The organism is Marinobacter sp. H13, assembly GCF_059072335.1.
The window spans coordinates 38,733-59,067 of record NZ_JCACRU010000009.1; the positions used below are offsets into that span (position 1 = coordinate 38,733).

The 20,335-nt window shown below is 54.1% G+C and carries 23 protein-coding genes and 1 pseudogene; 15 read left to right on the forward strand and 9 right to left on the reverse strand.

Annotation, left to right across the window (positions count from 1 at the left end):
* Positions 1 to 164 precede the first annotated feature (164 nt).
* The 3 genes from AC5JQH_RS21625 (at position 165) to AC5JQH_RS21635 (ending at position 4,111) form a co-directional block, all read left to right on the forward strand.
* Positions 165 to 1,022 (forward strand): DUF3560 domain-containing protein, encoded by an 858-nt coding sequence (locus AC5JQH_RS21625; protein WP_493806012.1) that lies wholly within the window; start codon positions 165 to 167, stop codon positions 1,020 to 1,022.
* 65 nt (positions 1,023 to 1,087) lie between these two features.
* Entirely contained in the window at positions 1,088 to 3,016 is a 1,929-nt protein-coding gene (locus AC5JQH_RS21630; protein WP_493806013.1) for a ParB/RepB/Spo0J family partition protein, read from the forward strand.
* A gap of 372 nt (positions 3,017 to 3,388) precedes the next feature.
* The gene (locus AC5JQH_RS21635) at positions 3,389 to 4,111 is read left to right on the forward strand and encodes a hypothetical protein (protein ID WP_493806014.1); all 723 of its coding nucleotides are present in this window, start codon (positions 3,389 to 3,391) and stop codon (positions 4,109 to 4,111) included.
* A gap of 30 nt (positions 4,112 to 4,141) precedes the next feature.
* On the opposite strand, the gene AC5JQH_RS21640 is transcribed toward AC5JQH_RS21635, so the two are convergent.
* Positions 4,142 to 4,972 (reverse strand): hypothetical protein, encoded by an 831-nt coding sequence (locus AC5JQH_RS21640; protein ID WP_493806015.1) that lies wholly within the window; start codon positions 4,970 to 4,972, stop codon positions 4,142 to 4,144.
* A gap of 489 nt (positions 4,973 to 5,461) precedes the next feature.
* Between AC5JQH_RS21640 and AC5JQH_RS21645 the strand changes: the two genes are divergently transcribed.
* The 5 genes from AC5JQH_RS21645 to AC5JQH_RS21665 all read left to right on the forward strand — a co-directional run bounded on the left by AC5JQH_RS21645 (position 5,462) and on the right by AC5JQH_RS21665 (position 11,535).
* On the forward strand, positions 5,462 to 8,446 hold the full coding sequence (locus AC5JQH_RS21645; protein ID WP_008126957.1) for a Tn3-like element ISKox2 family transposase: 2,985 nt from the start codon (positions 5,462 to 5,464) through the stop codon (positions 8,444 to 8,446).
* 88 nt (positions 8,447 to 8,534) lie between these two features.
* Complete coding sequence (locus AC5JQH_RS21650) at positions 8,535 to 8,735, forward strand: hypothetical protein (protein WP_434219517.1); 201 nt, start codon at positions 8,535 to 8,537, stop codon at positions 8,733 to 8,735.
* A gap of 2 nt (positions 8,736 to 8,737) precedes the next feature.
* The gene (locus AC5JQH_RS21655; RefSeq protein WP_000393453.1) at positions 8,738 to 9,646 is read left to right on the forward strand and encodes a TniB family NTP-binding protein; all 909 of its coding nucleotides are present in this window, start codon (positions 8,738 to 8,740) and stop codon (positions 9,644 to 9,646) included.
* A gap of 20 nt (positions 9,647 to 9,666) precedes the next feature.
* Positions 9,667 to 10,860, forward strand: a complete 1,194-nt coding sequence (locus AC5JQH_RS21660; protein WP_156867124.1) for a TniQ family protein — start codon at positions 9,667 to 9,669, stop codon at positions 10,858 to 10,860.
* A 60-nt stretch (positions 10,861 to 10,920) separates the two neighbouring features.
* A complete protein-coding gene (locus AC5JQH_RS21665; RefSeq protein WP_010981357.1) occupies positions 10,921 to 11,535 on the forward strand; it encodes a recombinase family protein in 615 nt (204 codons plus the stop codon).
* Between the two features lie 38 nt (positions 11,536 to 11,573).
* On the opposite strand, the gene AC5JQH_RS21670 is transcribed toward AC5JQH_RS21665, so the two are convergent.
* From AC5JQH_RS21670 to AC5JQH_RS21690, 5 genes and pseudogenes are all read right to left on the reverse strand, one after another.
* Complete coding sequence (locus tag AC5JQH_RS21670) at positions 11,574 to 11,777, reverse strand: DUF3330 domain-containing protein (protein ID WP_005413391.1); 204 nt, start codon at positions 11,775 to 11,777, stop codon at positions 11,574 to 11,576.
* Between the two features lie 132 nt (positions 11,778 to 11,909).
* A complete protein-coding gene (merE, locus tag AC5JQH_RS21675; RefSeq protein WP_005413392.1) occupies positions 11,910 to 12,146 on the reverse strand; it encodes a broad-spectrum mercury transporter MerE in 237 nt (78 codons plus the stop codon).
* Complete coding sequence (gene merD, locus AC5JQH_RS21680; protein WP_000995361.1) at positions 12,143 to 12,508, reverse strand: mercury resistance co-regulator MerD; 366 nt, start codon at positions 12,506 to 12,508, stop codon at positions 12,143 to 12,145. Before merD ends, merE begins: the two co-directional genes overlap by 4 nt.
* Before the next feature lie 111 nt (positions 12,509 to 12,619).
* Positions 12,620 to 13,258, reverse strand: a complete 639-nt coding sequence (gene merB / locus AC5JQH_RS21685; protein WP_000761850.1) for an organomercurial lyase MerB — start codon at positions 13,256 to 13,258, stop codon at positions 12,620 to 12,622.
* Between the two features lie 14 nt (positions 13,259 to 13,272).
* Positions 13,273 to 13,488 (reverse strand): annotated as a pseudogene (locus tag AC5JQH_RS21690) (oxidoreductase dimerization domain-containing protein); the annotation flags it as partial.
* Between the two features lie 67 nt (positions 13,489 to 13,555).
* Here AC5JQH_RS21690 and merR point away from each other — a divergent pair.
* The 3 genes from merR (at position 13,556) to AC5JQH_RS21705 (ending at position 15,200) form a co-directional block, all read left to right on the forward strand.
* Positions 13,556 to 13,990 carry a mercury resistance transcriptional regulator MerR gene (gene merR / locus AC5JQH_RS21695; RefSeq protein ID WP_010981353.1) on the forward strand — a complete coding sequence of 145 codons (435 nt, stop codon included), beginning with the start codon at positions 13,556 to 13,558 and terminating at the stop codon, positions 13,988 to 13,990.
* A 289-nt stretch (positions 13,991 to 14,279) separates the two neighbouring features.
* Positions 14,280 to 14,837: a recombinase family protein gene (locus AC5JQH_RS21700; RefSeq protein WP_405417566.1), complete on the forward strand. Its 558-nt coding sequence runs from the start codon at positions 14,280 to 14,282 to the stop codon at positions 14,835 to 14,837.
* A gap of 36 nt (positions 14,838 to 14,873) precedes the next feature.
* The gene (locus tag AC5JQH_RS21705; protein WP_405417569.1) at positions 14,874 to 15,200 is read left to right on the forward strand and encodes a DUF551 domain-containing protein; all 327 of its coding nucleotides are present in this window, start codon (positions 14,874 to 14,876) and stop codon (positions 15,198 to 15,200) included.
* Positions 15,201 to 15,214: 14 nt separating this feature from the next.
* Here AC5JQH_RS21705 and AC5JQH_RS21710 read toward each other — a convergent pair whose 3' ends face one another.
* From AC5JQH_RS21710 to AC5JQH_RS21720, 3 genes are all read right to left on the reverse strand, one after another.
* The gene (locus AC5JQH_RS21710) at positions 15,215 to 15,676 is read right to left on the reverse strand and encodes a hypothetical protein (RefSeq protein WP_493806016.1); all 462 of its coding nucleotides are present in this window, start codon (positions 15,674 to 15,676) and stop codon (positions 15,215 to 15,217) included.
* Between the two features lie 97 nt (positions 15,677 to 15,773).
* Complete coding sequence (locus AC5JQH_RS21715) at positions 15,774 to 17,126, reverse strand: hypothetical protein (protein WP_482901632.1); 1,353 nt, start codon at positions 17,124 to 17,126, stop codon at positions 15,774 to 15,776.
* A gap of 54 nt (positions 17,127 to 17,180) precedes the next feature.
* Positions 17,181 to 17,372, reverse strand: a complete 192-nt coding sequence (locus tag AC5JQH_RS21720) for a hypothetical protein (protein WP_136631003.1) — start codon at positions 17,370 to 17,372, stop codon at positions 17,181 to 17,183.
* A gap of 548 nt (positions 17,373 to 17,920) precedes the next feature.
* Between AC5JQH_RS21720 and AC5JQH_RS21725 the strand changes: the two genes are divergently transcribed.
* The 4 genes from AC5JQH_RS21725 to AC5JQH_RS21740 all read left to right on the forward strand — a co-directional run bounded on the left by AC5JQH_RS21725 (position 17,921) and on the right by AC5JQH_RS21740 (position 20,267).
* Positions 17,921 to 18,439 carry a hypothetical protein gene (locus AC5JQH_RS21725; protein ID WP_493806017.1) on the forward strand — a complete coding sequence of 173 codons (519 nt, stop codon included), beginning with the start codon at positions 17,921 to 17,923 and terminating at the stop codon, positions 18,437 to 18,439.
* A 26-nt stretch (positions 18,440 to 18,465) separates the two neighbouring features.
* On the forward strand, positions 18,466 to 19,107 hold the full coding sequence (locus AC5JQH_RS21730) for a hypothetical protein (RefSeq protein ID WP_493806018.1): 642 nt from the start codon (positions 18,466 to 18,468) through the stop codon (positions 19,105 to 19,107).
* Between the two features lie 41 nt (positions 19,108 to 19,148).
* A complete protein-coding gene (locus tag AC5JQH_RS21735) occupies positions 19,149 to 19,646 on the forward strand; it encodes a PH domain-containing protein (protein ID WP_482901629.1) in 498 nt (165 codons plus the stop codon).
* A gap of 99 nt (positions 19,647 to 19,745) precedes the next feature.
* The gene (locus AC5JQH_RS21740; protein WP_136630999.1) at positions 19,746 to 20,267 is read left to right on the forward strand and encodes a hypothetical protein; all 522 of its coding nucleotides are present in this window, start codon (positions 19,746 to 19,748) and stop codon (positions 20,265 to 20,267) included.
* The last annotated feature ends 68 nt before the right edge of the window (positions 20,268 to 20,335 follow it).

Below are 20,335 nucleotides of genomic sequence, written 5' to 3' on the forward strand. Positions count from 1 at the left end.
TGCGTTCCGTTGCAGGACGCTTTCGCGCCCGCAGGCAAGCTGCGCGTGGGTGATTCCCCTCCGACCGTTCGAGGTCTTGACCATTCCCCTTTCCGCTTATTGGCGCGGGCCTAGTCCCGGTTGCATGCGCAACCGGCCAATGGCCTAAAAAAGAGGAAAAAAAGATGAGTAAGACCACAGAGAACGACCAAGAAAACAGACCTTTAAACGCTTATGAGGCGAAGCAGGAAGCACGAAGGGAACGCTACGAACAGCGGGCAGAGAATGCCGCGAGGCGTTCAGACAGTCGCCACGATGCAGCGCGGGCGCAAGTAGCCGGTATCCCCTTTGGGCAACCGATTTTGGTTGGCCATCATTCCGAAAAACGACACCGCCGAGACTTGGCCAAGCATGACAACCACATGCGAGCGGCCATCGATGAAAGCAAGAAAGCCGATTATTACGCGAGTAAAGCGGCGAGCGTCGGAACGGGTGGCATCAGTGCCGACGATCCCGATGCAGTGACCAAGCTGGACACCAAACTGGCGAAATGTGTCGAGCGTCAGGAATTTTACAAGCGGGTGAATGCCGCATGGCGCAAACACCAGAAGAACCCCGAAGCCCCCGCCACTTTGAAAGCGTTAGCCGCATTGAGCGAGCAGGAACGCGAGCTAGTGACAACCTACGAGGCGCAATATTCGTGGGAAAAAGGCCCAGCTCAGGACTATCAGCTTAAAAATAACAACGCTGAAATCCGCCGCCTGAAAAAACGCATTGAGAGCCTGAAAGCTGCCGCCGAACGGGTCGCCGCCGAGCCAATCAAGGGCGAAGGTTATGAGATTGTCGAGAACACCGAGGAAAACAGGGTTCAGGTCATTTTTGACGGTAAACCCGCCAAGGACGTGCGCGACAGCCTCAAGTCAAACGGCTTTCGCTGGGCACCCAGCAGCAAAGCATGGCAACGCCAATTGAATAACGCAGGTATCTACGCCGCCAAGTGTGTGCAGCGATACCTCGAAGAAAACCAGACCCCCAACACCTAACGAAATTACCCTGCGGCTCGCCGTGGTGGCGGGTCGCTTTTCATCAAAGCAAGAGGACTAAAACCATGACTACTCAAACTCAAAATACAGCAACAGCACCCCTAACAAACACCGTAATGGTGCCATTTAACAAACTGGTCGAAGACCCTGAAAACGTCCGTACCACCCGTTCAACCGATGGTATTGAAGCCCTAGCCGACAATATCCAAGCCGAGGGCTTGCTGCAAAATCTTGTAGTGCGCAAAACAAAAGGCGGGAAATTTGCCGTATCAGGTGGGGAACGCCGCCGCCGTGCGCTAGGCGTTTTGATCAGCCGTAAACAGATGAAGGCCACCGACGAAGTGCCGTGCAAATTGATCAGTGACGCGGCCACCAGTGCCAGCCTGTCAGAAAATATTCACCGCGAAGCCATGCACCCCGCCGACCAGTTCGCCGCATGGGCAAAAATGCAGGACGAGGGCTTGAGCGTGTCGGAAATCGCAACCCGTCATGGCGCAACAACCAAACTGGTTGAACAGCGTTTGAAATTAGGGCGTTTGTCCCCTGCCCTGCTGGACGCTCTGAGAGCCGACGAGATCGACGTAGAGGCCGCGTGTGCCTTTACCATTACCGACGATGCGGAACGCCAAGAGGCAGTCTTTGAGGCGTTAAAATCTCACTGGCAAGGTATCACGGCGCGAGGCGTGAAAGCTGCCCTGACAGAAGACGAGATTGCCGACAGTAACAAGCTGGCGCGGTTGATTGGTCGGGAAGCTTACGAGGCCGATGGCGGCGAGGTGCGTACCGATCTATTCGGCGATACGGTCTATTTCAAAGACGCGGAGCGGTTGACCCGACTGGCAACGGCGCAGCTGGAAGCCGAAGCGGAACGCCTACAGGGAGAGGGTTGGGCATGGATCGAAATTGCCTTTGATGAAAATTATTATGCAGGCGACAAAATGCGCCGCATTCATCCGAAGAAAATCGACCTGTCAGACACAGACCAAGCCGAGAAAACCAAACTTGAAGCGCGTTATGCCGAGCTTGAGGAAGCGGCAGAAAATGACGATGAAAAAGCCATTGCCGAGTGCGACGACATCGAGGCGAAGCTGGCAGTATTGGAAGAAAAGGCGAAAGCCTATAAACCCAAAGAACAGGCGATTGCTGGCGGGTTTTTGTCCCTTGCCCATGATGGCACGGTGCAAGTGAAACTTGGTTTTATCCGTGCAGAAGACGACCCCAAAGCCATTGCTGCGAAGAAGAAAGCCGCCAAGGAACGCGCCGAACAGCCGAGCCAGTTTAGCAAGAGCTTGCGCGACGATCTGGCGGCGATCCGCTTGGAGGTGTTGCAAGCCGAGTTATTGGCAAATCCGATTGTTGCCCGTGATTTGCTGGCATTCCATACAATCCGTGATGCGCTTTCTATCGGTTACACAGATAGCCCGTTTGAACTGTCAGCGCAGCAAGCCCGTAGTGCTCGCGTTGTCTCGAAGGTGGGCGACATGGGGCGCTATGAAGGCCGCGAGAAAGTCGAAAAACTGGTGGCTGGTTTGTCGCTTGACTGGTTCGAGGTTGAGGACGAAACCGAGAGCTTTGAAGCGTTCCGCGCTTTGTCAGAAGCCGACAAAATCGCCCTACAGGCCTATGCGGCGGTGTATATGTTGAAACCTCAGTTGAACGACGAAGGCCAAACAGACCCCACCTTGGAACGTGCCGCGCAGATTATCGGCGTTGACGTTGCGAGCTACTGGACACCAGACGCCGAGTTTTTTGGTCGCATTACCAAAGGTCAAATGGAAGAGATTGCCACAGAGGTGATTGATCCTGAATTTGCCCAACGGCACCAGAAGGACAAGAAAGGCGTGTATGCCGAGGCAATGGGTAATGTGTTTAACCCAGAGGTGAAAACCATCGGCATCAAAGCCCCTACCCGCAAGCGGTTGGCGGCATGGGTTCCTGAGTGCATGACGGTGCAGCCCGTAGCCACACCAGCAAAGAAAGATAAAGCGGCCTAAGTCGAATGGCGTAGCCACATGATTGCAATACATCGTGTGGCTACGTTCTTATCAATTATGCCCAGATATTTTTGCCGCCTGATCGGCGGCGGGCTTTTTCCCGTTTTCCAGTCGCGCTTTGTGCGCGACCAAGCAGCCTGAAGGGATTGAACGCGCCCCTAAATAGCGCTGTAGAGAAATCCCGTAAGGCTGTGGTAAACGGAAAAAAGCGGCGGCTTTGCCGCTATTTATTGTGGTTTTTCAAACCACTGATATAATTCGTGTCGGCTGGACCGCCCGCGCGAGCCTATCGCGTAAAGGACACCATTCAACGCCTAACAGCATCATGCGCTGAGGTTGTGAAAATAATAGGCCGACCTCGGAGATCGCAAGATGACTGATTATTCAATGCTGCTGAAGCAGCACGCCAAGGCTATTCGCCTGGCTAAACCTGACCTTCAAATTTCACATGGTCAAGCCGTCGAGCTGACGGTTGCCCTGATCACGGATGCAGAGTCGTGGAACCACTTCTCTGCCAATCCGTCACCCCTCACGATACCCGAGACCCTTGAAGATTTTTTCAGCGCCATTGGCCGAGGCCAAAGACGCTTGTTTCAACTGAAAAATGGGGAACCGGCATTGGACAGTCGCGGCAGACGGTCGTGGGAAATCATGGATGCGATTGCCATTCCGATTATTGGCGAAGACTATGGCTTGAAAGCCATGTGGTCGCTATTGGAGCGCCAAGGTGCCGGTGCGATCCATACCGTGATAGACGGCGAAGTTAGGGCAGCCACTTTTGAAGACGATGCAAGTTTTGCATTGGCGCGTCTTGGAAGCTGGTTTTTCCAGCGAGAGACATACACCTATGGGCAATACCCTTGGGATCACACCGAAAAGCTGGCGCTGACAAAGGGGTTCACCCCTTCACAGGCCAGCCTCATCCGGTCGCTGCAACGTGAAGCCCCCAATCATTCGTGGCCGCTTGAGTTTTGGTTTGATGTGGGTGTGCTCGATGGTGATCAAGACAGCTTCTTGAATGAACTGAAGGCGGAAACCTCGTGGGAGGAATATTTCCAGGAGCTGTATAGCACAGACGGTAATCCCTCGAATTAACGAAGGATCGAGATTCATAGCCCGCGAAACCTAATCTTTGAGATTATCGCAGCCGGTTTGAATAGCCCGTTCCTGGATCAAGGTGGCGGTTTGGCGAACATCATCTACCAAAGCATCAAGACTAATCTTATCTTGGGAGCTGATCGATCCGGCATGCTTCGATTCTTCGGTGCTCCTCGACAAGAGTTGTATCCACGTTCCGAGGGAATCAAAGTCGTACTTGATAAATTCGATCCGATCACAAGACCATTTGCCGCTCTGTTCTCTGCGACGATTCAAATCGTCGATTTTATCTCGAATCGATTGATACTTTGTTTTTGGGCCTTCTTTGAAGTCAGCACAGCAGTTTATGCGTAGAACTAAACTCTCATAGGATGCCTCTTGTTGGTTGATTTTTGTAACCACACCATCAAAAAAGCCAGATAACGTTGATGGTTGCCCACTTCCCGATCGCTGCGTCCCAGTACTTGGGGAGGGTGTCTGACTTCCCTGGATAAACATCTTGCGTGTTTCTTCGGGGTAAAGCTTTTTCAAATAGCTGCCAGCAATCTCGGAGCCGCCACGGTAGGCAATCGTGAACATCTGAAGCGGTTGACCCGTACCATATGGGTTACGGGCATGGTTCACTCTGCCATTTTGAAATGCCAGACGTGGGTTGTTCTGGTTCAGGCCGAAGGCACGCAAGCAATAAACATAAGCGGCATCATGGGCTACGTCCGCATCGGAGGCGACGCCTGGAACACTTTCTGGTTTCATCGGGTCATCAGGGTGCGATGCATATCTATCACATCCGGCAATAGCCTCTTCCGACGTCAGGGACTGATAGTCAGGTACAGAAGGGTCTTGTGCTAAAGCAGGCATAGAAATGGATAACGCCGCAAGCGCAATCAGCTTTATTCCGGATGATAAAATTCCGATGACTATTACTCCTCGATTTGTGTTTCGTTCAATGGTCTTTCGCGGCTATGTCACCGAGAGCTTCGCAACGTGGTATAAACAGCCAGCCCATAAAACCCCGCCGTACCAAGGCCAGCATACAATCGTGTCGTATCCGGCATTGCGAGCTGCAGAAAATCAAAGCTCGCCCACGTCCATGTTGCCCCGAAATAAGCTGGCACCCCGAAGGCGAGCGCTAGGGCTACTAATCCAAAAGGTATGCGCCAAAGGCTACCCCGCGCTTTGAGGTTTTTCCCACTGAAAAAGACCCAACGGGGGGTTCTAGGGATTTTCCCCTCTAAAGTAACATAAATCGCCATACTCACCATATTTAAAGGCATACAAAGGTGGGTTACTTCTCCAAAGTATGGCAAATTATGAGGTTAACAACCCCTTAAACTTAATTTAATTCCTATGGCTATAAAAAACGAACTATCAATTCTTACCAAAGCTGAGCAGCTTGATCTATATTCTCCGCCGCTATTATCACTTGAACAACAACGATTGTATTTTACGCCAAACGAGATCGAGTTAACAGAGTTGAAAAGTATTCGCCTAAGGAACCACCGATGCTATTTCATTGCGTTATTAGGGTATTTTAAGTCTAAGCCTGTGATTCTTTCACCTAGCTTTAACCTCATCTTTGACGATATGCAGTTTATTTCAACGCAAGTTCAAGGAGGCAAAGGGATCAGGCCTTTCAGCATTAATAAGATGCAGCGTGACCGTATATATCAAAGAATACTGAGGTTATTAAACTATCAGAAATGGGACGAAAGTCTGCACTTTGCGCCGCTGTACGAACATCTTGTTATGGTCGGCAAAGCTTGGCTTGAGCCTCGTTATCTATTCGATGCAGCCGCTGAATATCTAGCAACGCATAGAATTGCCATCCCTAAATATACTGTCTTACAAAAGCTTATCAGTCGTGTTATCCAACAGGTCAAGAAGGCGTTAAATAATAAGCTTCGTATTCATGTTTCATCTGAACTACACGGATTTCTAAATACTATTATCGATGACAAAGATGGGCTCTCCTTAAGCCAGCTTCGAGCCGGTGCAAAAAGCGTTATGGTGACAGAGCTAAAAAAAGAACTGACGGTGTATCATCAGTTACAGCCTTATACAAGACAGATTGATAATGCTGTTAAGGGCTTAGCCTTATCGTCTAAAAACCAACAACACTTCGGTGAAATGGTGGATTATTATGGCAGTAAACTAAAACGCTTTAAGCGTCCACAGCAACACCTATGGTTGCTGTGTTTTCTGACTCAACGCATACGGCAAAGCCTAGAGCGATTGGCTGATGGGTTTATTCATCATATCCGTAAACAACAAGAAGCTGCGCATGCGTTTGCCCAACAGGCAGTGTTTGACTCATGGAGGTCAGCTGCAGACAATGTCACCAAAGCCGCAGAATTACTGCATCTGTTTGTTGATGACAGTATCGACGATAATCAACCATTTGCAACGGTTAGGCAACAAGCATTAAGTGTAATGAATAACCAAGATATAGAAACGCTATGCCTGTACTTAAAAAAGCAAAAACGCACGGTAGAAGAATATCAATGGCAATATTATGATGATCAAAACGGGTTAATTGAGCAGTTATTAAGGCCCGTGTTTCTATGTCTTGAATGCCAAGCAGGTAAAGGCTCAGAAGCATTAGTGACCCAGCTCAAAACCACAAAAACAGAACTATTAGCAGGTAATACATTGCAAACAATGGATAGTACACTTATCCAACAAAAACATCGTCCATGGTTAATTAACAAGGATGTTGTTCATCCACAGCGATACGAATGGTTGCTTTACCGTCAACTGGCTTCTCGGCTTAATGGTCGAATTTACTTATCAAACGTCACTAAATATCGTGCGCTAGAAGACGACTTAATTGCATCGTCAATACAGCCTGATCTATTGGCATCATCAACATTGGAAAAGCTAAAGCAGCCGATTCAGAAGCTACTGCAAGTAAAACAAATACGCTTAACAACATCCCTAGAAGATGTTGCTCGTCACATTGATAATGGTGATAACCGCAATGTGATCATGAAGAGCCGAAGTGGCACACGATGGCGACTGCCAGTTAAAGGCTCCCAATCACTTGTCAACAACCCTTTCTTTAAACAAATGATCCCCGTCAGTATTGCTGATGTGTTGCGTTATGTTGAACAAGAAACCAACTTTATGCAATGCTTCGCACACGTGCTGCCAATACAAAAACAAGTAGGCGCCAATCAGGATGATTTATTGGCTATTCTAATTGCGAATGCGACACATCGCGGCGTATATGGGATGGCACAAATATCTGATCGCAGTTATGAGCATCTAAGCACTATACAAGCTAATTATATTAGGCCTGAAACCTTGCAAGAGGCTAGTGATATCATCAATAACGCAGTAGCGGCACTCCCTATTTTCCGCCACTATCACATCCAAGAAGACGTCCTGCACGCCAGTACCGATGGGCAAAAATTTGAAACTCACCTTGAGACTTTTAAAACTCGCTACTCCTCGAAATACTTCGGCACCAACAAAGGTATTACGGCCATGACGTTAGTTGCCAATCATAGTGCGTTAAATGCCCGTATCATAGGATCTAATGAGCATGAGTCCCATTATATTTACGACTTACTACAATCTAATACTAGTGATCTTAAGCCAGATGTCCTCTCAACCGACACCCATGGTGTTAATCATGTTAATTATGCCTTATTGGATTTATGCGGTTATAGTTTTGCGCCTAGGTATGCTCAGTTCACCAGTGTGATCAATGACCTATTTAACGTAACTGAAAGCGACGACGGAAACACGCATCTGGCGCTGAAAAAGCCGATAAAAATGAATGTGATTGAAGAAGGCTGGCAGGATATTCAGCGTATTGTGTTATCCCTTCAAGAAAAACGCACAACACAGGCATTGCTAGTACGCAAATTATCTGGTTATCCATCTAGACACCCTATATTACAAGCATTAACGGAATATAATAGGCTCATCAAAGCCCAATATTTACTTGATTATATTGATGATGCAAGTCTGCGCCAATATGTTCAACGAGCACTGAACCGAGGCGAAGCCTGGCATTTCCTCAGGCGAGCTATTGCATCGGTCAATCGTGACCAGTTCCGTGGAAAAAACGAATCAGAAATAGTCGTCTGGAACGAGTGTGCCCGTTTGACGGCAAATGCTATTATCTACTTTAACTCGATGATCCTAAGTCATCTATTACTGCACTTTGAAGAAGTTGGTGACGAGGAAAAAGCAGCAATAACTCGACAAGTATCACCCGTTGCATGGCAGAACATTAATCTGAGCGGCACTTATCAGTTCGCTAGTAACCGCAAACTACCTGATTTACAGGAAATAACTAGGCCTATTGTTGAAAATGAAGTCTAAAATGAAAGGTAACCCAGCTCCACAAGCCATTAACTGCGAGGGTTGTGGCGATTTATGTTACTTTAGAGGGGAAAATCCCTAGAACCCCATGATCGGCCAGATGCGCGAAATCGTGTCCACCGCGCAGAAAGCTACGCGCAAGGCGCGGCGCGACGCGGATCGACGCCAGCATCTCAAGGCAACGGCAGTTCTTTTCAAAACCACGCCACCACCGGACGCGGACATGGCTGACCCGCAGGCAGACAACCAGCCACCTGCCAAACCGTTCGACCAGATTGAGGAGTGGTAGCCGTGGAAGAATATCCCATCATCGACTTGTCCCACCTGATGCCGGTGGCCCAGGGCTTGGCCCGTCTTCCGGCGGACGAACGCATCCATCGCCTTCGCGCTGACCGCTGGATCGGCTATCCGCGAGCAGTCGAGGCGCTGAATCGGCTGGAAGCCCTGTATGCGTGGCCGAACAAACAACGCATGCCCAACCTGCTGTTGGTCGGTCCAACCAACAACGGCAAGTCGATGATCGTCGAGAAATTCCGCCGCACCCACCCGGCCAGCTCCGACGCCGACCAGGAGCACATTCCGGTACTGGTCGTGCAGATGCCATCCGAACCGTCGGTAATCCGCTTCTACGTCGCGCTACTTGCCGCGATGGGCGCGCCATTGCGCCCGCGCCCACGGCTGCCGGAAATGGAGCAATTGGCGCTGGCACTGCTACGCAAGGTCGGCGTGCGCATGCTGGTGATCGACGAATTGCACAACGTCCTGGCCGGCAACAGCGTCAACCGCCGGGAATTCCTCAACCTGCTGCGTTTCCTCGGCAACGAGCTGCGCATCCCGCTGGTCGGGGTCGGCACACGCGATGCCTACTTGGCGATCCGCTCGGACGACCAGTTGGAAAACCGCTTCGAGCCGATGATGCTGCCGGTGTGGGAGGCCAACGACGATTGCTGCTCACTGCTGGCCAGCTTCGCGGCTTCGCTCCCGCTGCGGCGACCCTCGTCGATTGCCACGCTGGATATGGCCCGCTACCTGCTCACGCGCAGCGAGGGCACCATCGGCGAGCTGGCGCACCTGTTGATGGCGGCGGCCGTCGCTGCCGTGGAGAGCGGTGAGGAAGCGATCAACCATCGCACGCTCAGCATGGCCGATTACACCGGTCCCAGCGAGCGGCGGCGGCAATTCGAGCGGGAACTGATGTGAAGCCAGCGCCACACTGGCCACTGCATCCGGCTCCCAGGGAAGGCGAAGCCTTGTCTTCGTGGCTCAACCGCGTGGCCCTTTGCTATCACATGGAGGTGTCCGAGCTGCTGGAGCACGATCTTGGTCACGGCCAGGTTGATGACCTGGACACCGCGCCACCACTGGCGCTGCTGGCGATGCTCTCCCAGCGGAGCGGCATCGAGCCGGACCGGCTGCGTTGCATGAGTTTCGCCGGCTGGGTGCCTTGGCTACTGGACAGCCTTGATGATCAGATTCCAGATGCATTGGAAACCTATGCGTTCCAGCTCTCGGTGCTGCTGCCGAAACTCCGCCGTAGGACGCGATCCATCACGAGCTGGCGTGCCTGGCTGCCCAGCCAGCCGATACATCGCGCCTGCCCGCTCTGTCTGAACGATCCGGAGAACCAAGCCGTACTGCTCGCGTGGAAGCTGCCCCTGATGCTGAGCTGCCCACTGCATGGCTGCTGGCTGGAATCCTATTGGGGCGTGCCAGGGCGGTTTCTCGGCTGGGAGAACGCCGACGCCGAACCGCGCACTGCCAGCGACGCGATTGCGGCGATGGACCAGCGTACCTGGCAGGCACTGACGACCGGCCACGTGGAGTTGCCGCGCCGACGCATCCACGCCGGATTGTGGTTTAGGCTGCTACGCACGCTGCTCGATGAGCTGAACACCCCGCTTTCGACGTGCGGCACCTACGCGGGGTATCTCCGCCAAATCTGGGAATGCTGCGGGCATCCGCTGCGTGCTGGGCAAAGTCTGTGGCGACCGTATGAAACCCTGAACCCGGCAGTACGGTTGCAGATGCTGGAGGCGGCGGCAACGGCAATCAGCTTGATTGAGGTGAGGGATATAAGCCCGCCAGGCGAGCACGCAAAGCTATTCTGGTCCGAGCCCCAAACCGGGTTCACCAGTGGCCTGCCGGCGAAAGCGCCGAAGCCCGAACCCGTCGATCACTGGCAGCGTGCAATCCAGGCCATTGATGAGGCCATCATTGAAGCACGACACAACCCCGAGACGGCACGCTCGCTGTTCGCGTTGGCTTCCTATGGTCGGCGCGACCCCGCTTCCTTGGAACAGTTGCGCGCCACCTTCGCGAAGGAAGGCATCCCCCCGGAATTTCTGTCACATTATGAGCCTAGCCTACCCTTTGCATGCCTTAGACAGAATGACGGGTTAAGTGACAAATTTTGACGTGCAGAGCTTCCCGATGCAAACTGTCACATAATCGAACGTATATGTGACAGGTACAAGATGCTGATTGGCTACATGCGAGTATCGAAGGCGGATGGCTCCCAGGCGACGGACTTGCAGCGCGATGCGCTGGTCGCGGCCGGTGTTGATCCGGCGCATCTCTATGAAGACCAAGCGTCCGGAAAACGCGAGGATCGTCCCGGTCTGGCGAGCTGTCTGAAGGCACTACGGCCAGGCGACACGTTGGTCGTTTGGAAACTGGATCGGCTCGGGCGCGACCTGCGCCATCTGATCAATACCGTCCATGACCTGACCGGACGCGGCATCGGCCTCAAGGTGCTGACCGGGCACGGCGCGGCCATTGACACCACGACCGCCGCCGGCAAGCTGGTCTTCGGTATCTTCGCCGCGCTGGCCGAGTTCGAGCGCGAGTTGATCGCCGAGCGCACCGTGGCGGGCCTGGCCTCAGCACGGGCACGCGGCCGGAAAGGCGGCCGGCCGTTCAAGATGACCGCCGCCAAGCTGCGGCTGGCGATGGCGGCAATGGGGCAGTCAGAGACCAAGGTCGGCGACCTGTGCCAGGAACTTGGCATCACGCGGCAGACCCTGTATCGGCATATTTCACCCAAGGGCGAGCTACGTCCAGATGGCGAGAAGCTACTCAGCCGAATTTGATGCCGACATGAGGCGACGTAGCGAAAGCGTGGTTTGTCTCAATTTGACGGCGGCGAACCGCAAGCGTTCGGTTCGCCGCTCGTTTCGGTCGCAGTGCTGGCCCGCGCCTGGAAACGTTGATAACACTCCAGCCCGCAGAAGTGCTCGACGTACTCCGCGCCTTCCGGTGTGAAGGCGGCATCGAGCGGAATTTCCTTGCAGCACACGCAGCAACTGGTGGCGGTCGGATCATTTGCATTCATGGTGGCACCCCTCCATTGACTGACGAAGACGGCGAATGCCGCCGCCGGCATCGGCTTTGCGAACAGAAAGCCTTGCCCGCGCTCGAACGCTTGGGCCCTCCGCCGTAGTCCATCCATCCGGCCGGGAAGCGCTCATGATCTTTCCCTGAATGCCCGCAACGCCCGCGCCAGTGACAGAAGAAACAGGCCGGTCAAACCGAGCGCCGTGATGACCCAATACTCGACAAGGAATGCACCGGCGGTTGTGCCGGCCAGCACGGCAGCGAGGATGGACAGGTGGCAGGGGCAAGTCAGCACGGCCAGCGTGCCCCACAGGTAGCCGGTGAACGGTTTGTGCGTCTCGGCCGGCATGCGCTCGGGGCTGTTCATGGCAAACTCTCCGCATGCTGTGCCGGCGCGGTCGGCATGGCGGCCAACTGCACTTCCAGATTGGCCAACGCTTCGCGCCGGCGTTCGACGAACTGACGCAGCACAGCAAGCTGCGCGGCAGTTTCATCGCAGTTCGCCGCATCCAGCGCCCGGCACAGCCGCGCCAATGCGCCGAGGCCGATGCCCGCCTCGAAGGCGGCCCGCACGAAGCACAGTCGCTGCAAGGCGGCGTCATCGAACAGGCCGTAGCCACCCGTGGTGCAGGCGACTGGCCGCAGCAATCCGCGCAGCAGGTAGTCGCGCACGATATGCACGCTCACCCCGGCATCAAGGGCCAGCCGGGACACCGTGTAGGCGTTCATCGAACACCTCCTTTTGGTCGGTTCACGGCAATGCATATACCGTTTCGCCGAGTTCAATCCGCGCGCTGCGAATCCGATGCCGGTGCCGTAGAACATTGGGTCGATATCCGATCACGGTGTCCTAGATGACATGGTCTGCAACAGATGTCGATTAAACTCCTGGCCCAAGCCGAAAGCCTCGTGGACACTGACGATCGCCAATCCTTCCAATCCTTGATGCTTGGAGGCCCAGTCTTCCGCCGTCGGGACAGATGCAAAGAAATGTACATGGCAACAGAAGGACTGACGAACGTCGGCTGCTTCCTGCGGCAATACCAAGGACACCGCCATGCCGGCAGGTTCGACAGCCTGTATCTCGCTGGGTGAAACCGTGAGTGAAACGGGTGCTCCGGTTGCAGCGCAATGCGATGAGACGCGAGCTGTACGGCCGATCAGCGCCGGAAATATCAAGGTGTCCAGCGCGCACCAGGCATACAGACGGCGGTCGTCAATTTCAAAGACATACGAAGTCTCGCGCAAGGTGAGGCCGTAGCCGATGATGTTCCCATCTTTGTCATATTCGGTACTGGTGGCCTGTTCGAGTACGGCGGCCACTCGCTCAGCGGGCCAGTCGAGAATCCCGGCAAGTGTCGTTCGTGAAACCGGACGCCCCTTGGCGAGTTCCCGCAGTAGCGGGACCAAGAGATCCGCAGTACCATTGGTACGATTGACCGAAGTGAGACGTTCTAAAATATATGGGGCGAGCTTCATGGTTCCATCTCCTTTCATCCTGCGCAGCAGGACAATTGTTTGACATCCTTGGTGAAGGTCTGCGCCGCGAGCTTCAGCCCCTCGACCATCGTCAGGTAGGGGAACAACTGGTCAGCCAGTTCCTGTACGGTCATGCGGTTACGGATCGCGAGCACCGCCGTCTGGATCAGCTCGCCCGCTTCCGGGGCCACTGCCTGTACCCCAATGAGTCGTCCGCTACCTTCCTCGGCTTGTCCTTTCGAATTTGAATTGGATAGCGTAACCTTACTTCCGTACTCATGTACGGAGTCAAGCGGTATGGAAAATAATTTGGAGAACCTGACCATTGGCGTTTTTGCCAAGGCAGCCGGCGTCAACGTGGAGACCATCCGGTTCTATCAGCGCAAGGGCTTGTTGCCCGAGCCGGACAAGCCCTATGGCAGCATTCGCCGCTATGGCGCGGCGGACGTGACACGGGTGCGATTCGTGAAATCGGCCCAGCGGTTGGGCTTCAGCCTGGATGAAATCGCCGAGTTGCTGCGGCTCGACGATGGCACCCACTGCGAGGAGGCCAGCAGCCTGGCCGAGCACAAGCTCCAAGACGTGCGCGAGAAGATGGCCGATTTGGCGCGCATGGAGGCTGTGCTGTCTGACCTGGTGTGCGCCTGCCATTCGCGGCAGGGGAATGTTTCGTGTCCGCTGATTGCGTCGTTGCAAGGTGGAACGAGCTTGGCAGGGGCTTCCACAGCTTAGCGTGCTTTATTTTCCGTTTTCTGAGACGACCACAGATCAGAAAAGACTGTGCAGCCGACTCTTGATATTCCGTGCAGTCACCTTCTGAAAATGACAAAAGACAACGGATTTGCAGTATATCCCAAGTTAATATACTCGGTTAATATTTCAATGTTAATATACAGCCTAGAATTACGAGTAAATTAACTTTTTTCGAGCGATGACCGGGTAGCTGCGATAACCGCCAACTTTTTTGGCCCGGCGGAAGAACCCCCAAATCTGTAAAGTTTGCCTGGAGAGTGAAAAGCACATGCTGGTTGGTTATGCACGAGTATCGACTGACGATCAAAACCTCAACCTGCAACGAGACGCCCTCGATCAGGCTGGGTGTGAGCAAATCTTCGAGGATCAACTCAGCGGTGCCAAAGCGGAACGCCCAGGGCTACACCAAGCTTTGCAGTACGCTAGAGCGGGTGACACCATAGTGGTCTGGCGACTGGACCGCCTGAGCCGGTCACTCAAAGACCTGATTGAGATGGTGACATTGCTTGAATCCAAGGGAATCGGCTTGAAGAGCCTCCAAGAAGCCATCGACACCTCATCCAGCTCCGGAAAGCTAATTTTCCATATATTCGGAGCGCTGGCCGAATTTGAACGGAACCTGATCCGTGAGCGCACACAGGCGGGACTCCAGGCAGCGCGAGCGCGAGGACGAAAAGGCGGTAGACCTAAGTCGCTCAACAAAGATAAGCAGGCCTTGGCCGTGAAGCTTTACGATGAAAAGAAACACACCGTGGATCAGATCTGCGAAATGATGGGGATTTCAAAGCCCACACTCTACAAATACATCGAAGCTGCTAAAAGTTGATGGTGGAAGAACCCTCGAAAGTGACGAGTAATCAATATGTGGATTAATTGCAAAGAAGAAATGCCGGAGGATATGGAGGTTGTCATTGCCTTGTATCTGGGGCACTGGCCAGGACGTGGTAACAGCGGCATTGCGGATGTTTACGCTGCGGATGGCGAATGGTTCAACATTCCTGAGGGTGTTGCCATCATTGGGTGGATGCCGGTACCGGACACTGGGCATTTACCTATTGCTGAGCACTATGCTGGCTCAACAGTCGCGTCCAGGCCAGGCAATCTCCTTGGAAGTATCGAAACCGAAGTTCCTTCGATTTTCGAATGCATATTTGAAGGGGATTATTCAGAGGTAAAACGACCAGAGTGATTTTGCACAGGAATTTACGGTTTGAGGTGGATCCGCGAGGGCGAAACCGTAAGTTTCTGTTCAAATGCCCCCGCTAGTCCGACTTGCCAGCCATCGTTATGCCGGCGGAATTCGAGCGTTCCCGTTTTTTGGATAACGTCGCCTTTGCTGAATTTGCCAAAGGACCGGCGAGCCCAGTATGCGTTCTCCCCTTCTTCCCCTTCCTTGGTGAACACATATTCCCCGTAGTCCATGGTGAACTCCAGGGTGCCATACAGTTCGACAACATAGAGATCCTGACTTTTCAGACTGCCCTTCCCGGCTCGCCATTGAACAGTCTTCAAGAAGCTTTGCTCAGATACTTCCTCGCCGGGCTTCCAGCGAAGTACTTCCAACGCAGATGGGGCGTTCACCTGCAGAGCCTGGCTGATGAATTCTTCACTGGGTTGCTTGGATTGACTGTCAAGACAACCGGTTAAGAGGAGACCTGCAATCATAAGCAGGACATACCGTATTTTCATGGGTCTTTCTCTCGCTGTCTTGTGGGGGTGTGATTTTAGATTGGTGCGGGTGGGGCTGCCACCCGCTGCAGCATCACTTCGAACTCAGACGTGCATTCAGAGTCTTGCTGGCGTTGACTCTTTTCATCTTGTGAACCGCTACTGCCTGCTCAACCAGTTCCTTCGTTGTGTTGGATCCTTCGAATACCGCTAACTGGTACTCGTTGAAGCCTTGGGGAATGAACCGGACAATGACCGTCCACGGAACCCGCTTGTCATTGTTCATTTCCGAGTAGCGCAAACCTCTGAGGATCTTGTCGTAACTGCCCTGATCGATCTCAAATTCAGTCTCCTGCCCAGGCATAACAACCCCTTGTGACCGCAAATCGATCGTAGCTTCCCGATAGCCCAGCTTAACGGTCATGGACTGCAGTGCGGCGGGGAGTTCACTGTGGTTGTGAATCACCCAGGGGTTCAGGTTGGTCGGGTCGTGTTTCAGGGTCAGGCCAAGGCCGATTTTCTTCTCGATTACCGGGAACGTGCTTTCTGGCACCCTGGCGCCCATGACGAAGAAATCCACGGTGACTTCATCCAAATGAGCCGGTATGTCGCTTGGGCAATTGAAATCCATCCGCAAGATACTGTTGGTGAAGTCGCATTCGGCGCTGTAGGTAAAGATGGCTTCGCCCGGGGACGGCAAGCGATCGTGCAGCTGCTTGAGTGACTGGAATTCGCCGAGATTCCCCAGTACGGCCGTCGCCGGTTTGGCTTTGACGGTCACTTCCGGAAAGCTGCTGACGTAGACGTCGCTCAGGGCATCGAGCAGGCTTTCGCCATTGTTGAGCCGCGGCATCTGGTCAATCGCATTAAGCTTCACTTTGGGCATTGGCTGCGCCTGGTAATCCTTGAACGCCTGAGACTCTGAGACGTTCAGTTTCTGCTGGATCTGGCGCATGGTCGCATCGAAATTCGGAATCTTGCCCTTGGCATCGTCCACGGCATCCTGAAAATCACCTTCCTGGAAGGTCGGCTCCATCGGCAACCCGCCGAGCAGCGACAGGCCCATGGTCAGGGTGGCAACGGCGGCCGTGCCGCCCAGAGCGCTGCCATCAACTTCCGCTTCCATGAACAGGGCCGGATTGTCCTGCTCACACCAGCTGGGACGCATCGTGGCGGATTCGCCGCAGGACTCAGGTGCGTTGGTGTTCCACATCGGATCAAAGTCATTGAGCCTTACCCACGGTAGGTCAGATCGGATATCGTCGCGATCCAGAGTGAAGCGGGTGAACTCGTAGCCTTGGCCGGCCTGTGTCAGGTACCCGTAGATGGGTGCCTGGTCATGGTCGGCAAGGCCAGTGGTGCCGGTGGCAGTCGGTGTGCTTGAGCACCCGGCGAGAGCTAGCGAGCCGAGACACAAAGCGGCGGTCAGTCGTGTTTTCTTCATCATGTAGCGATTCCTTGTCATGCGATTCGTTCGTAAATCCGGGTGGCCGTTCAGGGGTTAAGGGTGTGCGGACGGCCCTTTTTCATTCAGGGCCTGCGAGCTCGGTGAATCCGGAATCGGCATGGCATCGGCGATCGCGCCGATGAATGCGAACACGATCAGCACGTAGCCATCGGAAAACCCCAGCAGCGCACCCAGCACGCCGGCGCCGGCCAATGTGAGCCACAAAATCCGCAGTGATCTGACCATGTTCATCCTCCCCGGCCGCGCCGGTCCAATACCAAAAGGTCGACTCAATACCAGTTCCCGGCCCCGGTTTTCACCGTGAAAATGACCACCTCACTACCGGCCGACCGCCATATCTATGAGAACAATTAGAACACACGGTCAAGCATCAAGCAATAATTTACCCCCCAACCAGAGCGAACGCCGATCTCACGCCAGCCTGCCAGTTGAGAGTCCAAACCGATAACCAGGAGGGGTCCTTTCGTCCTGAGAAATTTGGTGGCAACTTACCTTCGTTTTCTCTGGTGATTCGAACCTGCCTACAACATCGGCACCGTATGTTAGTCAACACTAAATTATTTTTGCGCGGCGCGGCGCGGGCCCTGCCCCACTTTCGGTAAGGCAACGGCTTCGCCGGCTGGGGAACGGGGCGCACCGGTGCTGGTTGGGGGGTAAATTATAAGGGGAGAGTGCGGCTCGACCGTGGTGGGCGGCGCGGGGCGCCAGGTCAGTTGTATTGGTGTGAGGTTGGCGATAAGATAACTTTAACTTCAAGACAACAGGAGCGGCTGGTGCAAACACCGGTGCAATTGGAACCTTTTCCCAAAAATGGAACCCCGAGACTGCTGGCCCGGCCGCACCCGATCGAGCTGGCCCGCGGACTGGGGTTCAGTCTCTGGGGTGTCGCCCTTGGCGTGTTCGCCGTGGCCACCGCCTTCACCGATCAAAACACCGTCTTTATGTCCGGGCTCAAGACGCTGTTTTGCGTCGGCGCCGGCGCCCTGGCGGTGGACGCGCTGACCACCGGCCTGCGGCACATTGTCCATTACCGGCACAGCGTCCTGATGATTTCCGATCAGTACATCGCCACGCTCTCCGGCGCCGCCGGCATCGTCCGGGCCTACCCCCGAACCAGCTGCCACGTTCATGACCTTCGCTACTCCTGGCTGGGCAATCGGCTAAACTACGGGTTGCTAAGGATCGATGACCCGAACGGCCATCACCTGATTGGCCTGCCGGTTCGGAACCCGGACTATGCCTTGATGGTTGCCAACCCCGGCGAGCCGCAACCTGCGGAGGCACATGGATAGTGAGTGCGCACGAGTTGGACGTCATTATGACCATCGCCTCGAGCATCAACCAGGTGCTTGAGGAATATCGGGATGACCCACGCCTGAGTGCCATTCACGGTCGCAGTTGTGTGTACCGGGCCGCCCTCACCCGCGCTCTTCTGACCCGTCAGGGCATTACAAACACGTTCTGGTCCGGCGGTGTTCGCTGGGCCGCCACCGGCCAACCGCCTCGCTACCTTGATTGTTTCGAGCGCGATGCCGCAAAAGGTGATCTTGGTGGCCACGTCTGCAACCTGGCTCAACTGCGCGACGGCACCTGCTGGTTACTCGACATTACCATGGACCAGTTTCACCGGTGCGCAACCATACGCGATGGAGTTGACCTTCCCGCGATTCAGCCTCCGCAAATCTTACTGGCCCTCACACCCAACAAGCGATTTGAAGCCATTAAGAAATCAGGCTGGCTATTTTACAGGGCCTTCCCAGGCACCAATACCTGGTGCGAATACCGGTATGAGAGTCTGATCGGTTTTCGCCGGCTTCGTAAATTGTACAACCAGGGCCAGGAGACCGGGCTCAACGCCCAGCGGTGGCCGGATGTTTACCGGGATATCCTGACGAGACTGGATTTCCGGCTTCACACTCTGGCAACGTTACCCTCCGTCGCTGACACCGCAAATTACTAAGAGCTATCGCTAACTCCCGGCAAAACCGGTTCGGAGGAACATTGAAAACCCCACCACTGCTTGAGCCCTACGAAAAAGGCGCCAAACGGCTCTGGCTGACACGACCCCACCCGATTGTTCTGATTGCCTGCCTCTTCTATCTATCGATCACGATCGTCTGCGGATACGTAATCTTTGAGGCGGTCTCCGGCGGATCTCGAAATTTCATTACCGGGCTGATTGTCTTTTTCTTCGGCCTACTCGCTCTGCAGATGCTCGGCCTGGCCACGATGCGCGGGATTACCTATTACACCAGCTACTTGATGGTGACCAACCATTGCGTGATCGTTCAGCAAGGTATTGCCCGCCAGCTCTCAAAGCTTGACCATTCGGACATTGAAAGCACCGGGACCAGCGAGACTCTGCTGGGGCGCCTGCTGGGCTATGGTCGATTGCTGGTGGCGCCGGCCTCCGGCATCAACCTTCCCACCTTTCCCCTGCGCAACCAGAATGAACTGGAAGTTCTCGTGAATGATTGCCGTACAGCCAGGGCACAATAACACTGAGACGTTGCCGCAGATTGCCTGTGAGATGTTTTTGTTTTATCATAATTCGCATGTCGATTTGTTTTTCTACAACACTGAATTCACGGACGGGTTATGAGTGAGATGCCCTATGATGTGGCGAGGCCGGGTTCCAATCGGACCAGAGAGCTGTCGCTGACGGATGCCAAACGATTCTTTCTGGAATTGGCTCAGGCAACGTGGTCCCCGGATCTGGATACGTGTGCTGATTACGAAGACTTGACCCAACACCTTCTTTATATCATTTCCAGTTATCAGGAGAACAAGCACTCCCTCGCCAAAGAGCTGTTTCTGTGGAAGAACCAACAGGACTTTTCAATTACGGAGCGTCTGGCCAACTTGCGAGCCAAAGTCGAAGAACTCTGTCCGCCAGACACTGAGGAAGGCAAAGCGCTTCAGAAGGACATCCAGGCTCTGCACAGCCATCTCAAACTGATTCAAAGCGAGAAAAACTCGTTCTATCACCCATCCCGGTACCAGCTGACCTATTTCGAAAACGGCATCCCGGTACCGCTCAACCCCTTGCGCATTATCCAGGTTCTTGAAGGAAAGGAAGGCCTGGTGAACCTGCATATCAATCACAACAAGCGTCTCTAATCTGGGACGCCTGCGGCCTACCCGCCACAACAGCACACATTGACTTGAAAACTGATCTCCGCAGAGGT

Coding starts and splice junctions, on each gene's coding strand:
- AC5JQH_RS21625 (WP_493806012.1), top strand. CDS start 165: ATGAGTAAGACCACAGAGAACGACCAAGAAAACAGACCTTTAAACGCT.
- AC5JQH_RS21630 (WP_493806013.1), top strand. CDS start 1,088: ATGACTACTCAAACTCAAAATACAGCAACAGCACCCCTAACAAACACC.
- AC5JQH_RS21635 (WP_493806014.1), top strand. CDS start 3,389: ATGACTGATTATTCAATGCTGCTGAAGCAGCACGCCAAGGCTATTCGC.
- AC5JQH_RS21640 (WP_493806015.1), bottom strand. CDS start 4,972: ATGCCTGCTTTAGCACAAGACCCTTCTGTACCTGACTATCAGTCCCTG.
- AC5JQH_RS21645 (WP_008126957.1), top strand. CDS start 5,462: ATGGCTATAAAAAACGAACTATCAATTCTTACCAAAGCTGAGCAGCTT.
- AC5JQH_RS21650 (WP_434219517.1), top strand. CDS start 8,535: ATGATCGGCCAGATGCGCGAAATCGTGTCCACCGCGCAGAAAGCTACG.
- AC5JQH_RS21665 (WP_010981357.1), top strand. CDS start 10,921: ATGCTGATTGGCTACATGCGAGTATCGAAGGCGGATGGCTCCCAGGCG.
- AC5JQH_RS21670 (WP_005413391.1), bottom strand. CDS start 11,777: ATGAATGCAAATGATCCGACCGCCACCAGTTGCTGCGTGTGCTGCAAG.
- merE (WP_005413392.1), bottom strand. CDS start 12,146: ATGAACAGCCCCGAGCGCATGCCGGCCGAGACGCACAAACCGTTCACC.
- merD (WP_000995361.1), bottom strand. CDS start 12,508: ATGAACGCCTACACGGTGTCCCGGCTGGCCCTTGATGCCGGGGTGAGC.
- merB (WP_000761850.1), bottom strand. CDS start 13,258: ATGAAGCTCGCCCCATATATTTTAGAACGTCTCACTTCGGTCAATCGT.
- merR (WP_010981353.1), top strand. CDS start 13,556: ATGGAAAATAATTTGGAGAACCTGACCATTGGCGTTTTTGCCAAGGCA.
- AC5JQH_RS21700 (WP_405417566.1), top strand. CDS start 14,280: ATGCTGGTTGGTTATGCACGAGTATCGACTGACGATCAAAACCTCAAC.
- AC5JQH_RS21705 (WP_405417569.1), top strand. CDS start 14,874: ATGTGGATTAATTGCAAAGAAGAAATGCCGGAGGATATGGAGGTTGTC.
- AC5JQH_RS21710 (WP_493806016.1), bottom strand. CDS start 15,676: ATGATTGCAGGTCTCCTCTTAACCGGTTGTCTTGACAGTCAATCCAAG.
- AC5JQH_RS21715 (WP_482901632.1), bottom strand. CDS start 17,126: ATGATGAAGAAAACACGACTGACCGCCGCTTTGTGTCTCGGCTCGCTA.
- AC5JQH_RS21720 (WP_136631003.1), bottom strand. CDS start 17,372: ATGGTCAGATCACTGCGGATTTTGTGGCTCACATTGGCCGGCGCCGGC.
- AC5JQH_RS21730 (WP_493806018.1), top strand. CDS start 18,466: ATGACCATCGCCTCGAGCATCAACCAGGTGCTTGAGGAATATCGGGAT.
- AC5JQH_RS21740 (WP_136630999.1), top strand. CDS start 19,746: ATGAGTGAGATGCCCTATGATGTGGCGAGGCCGGGTTCCAATCGGACC.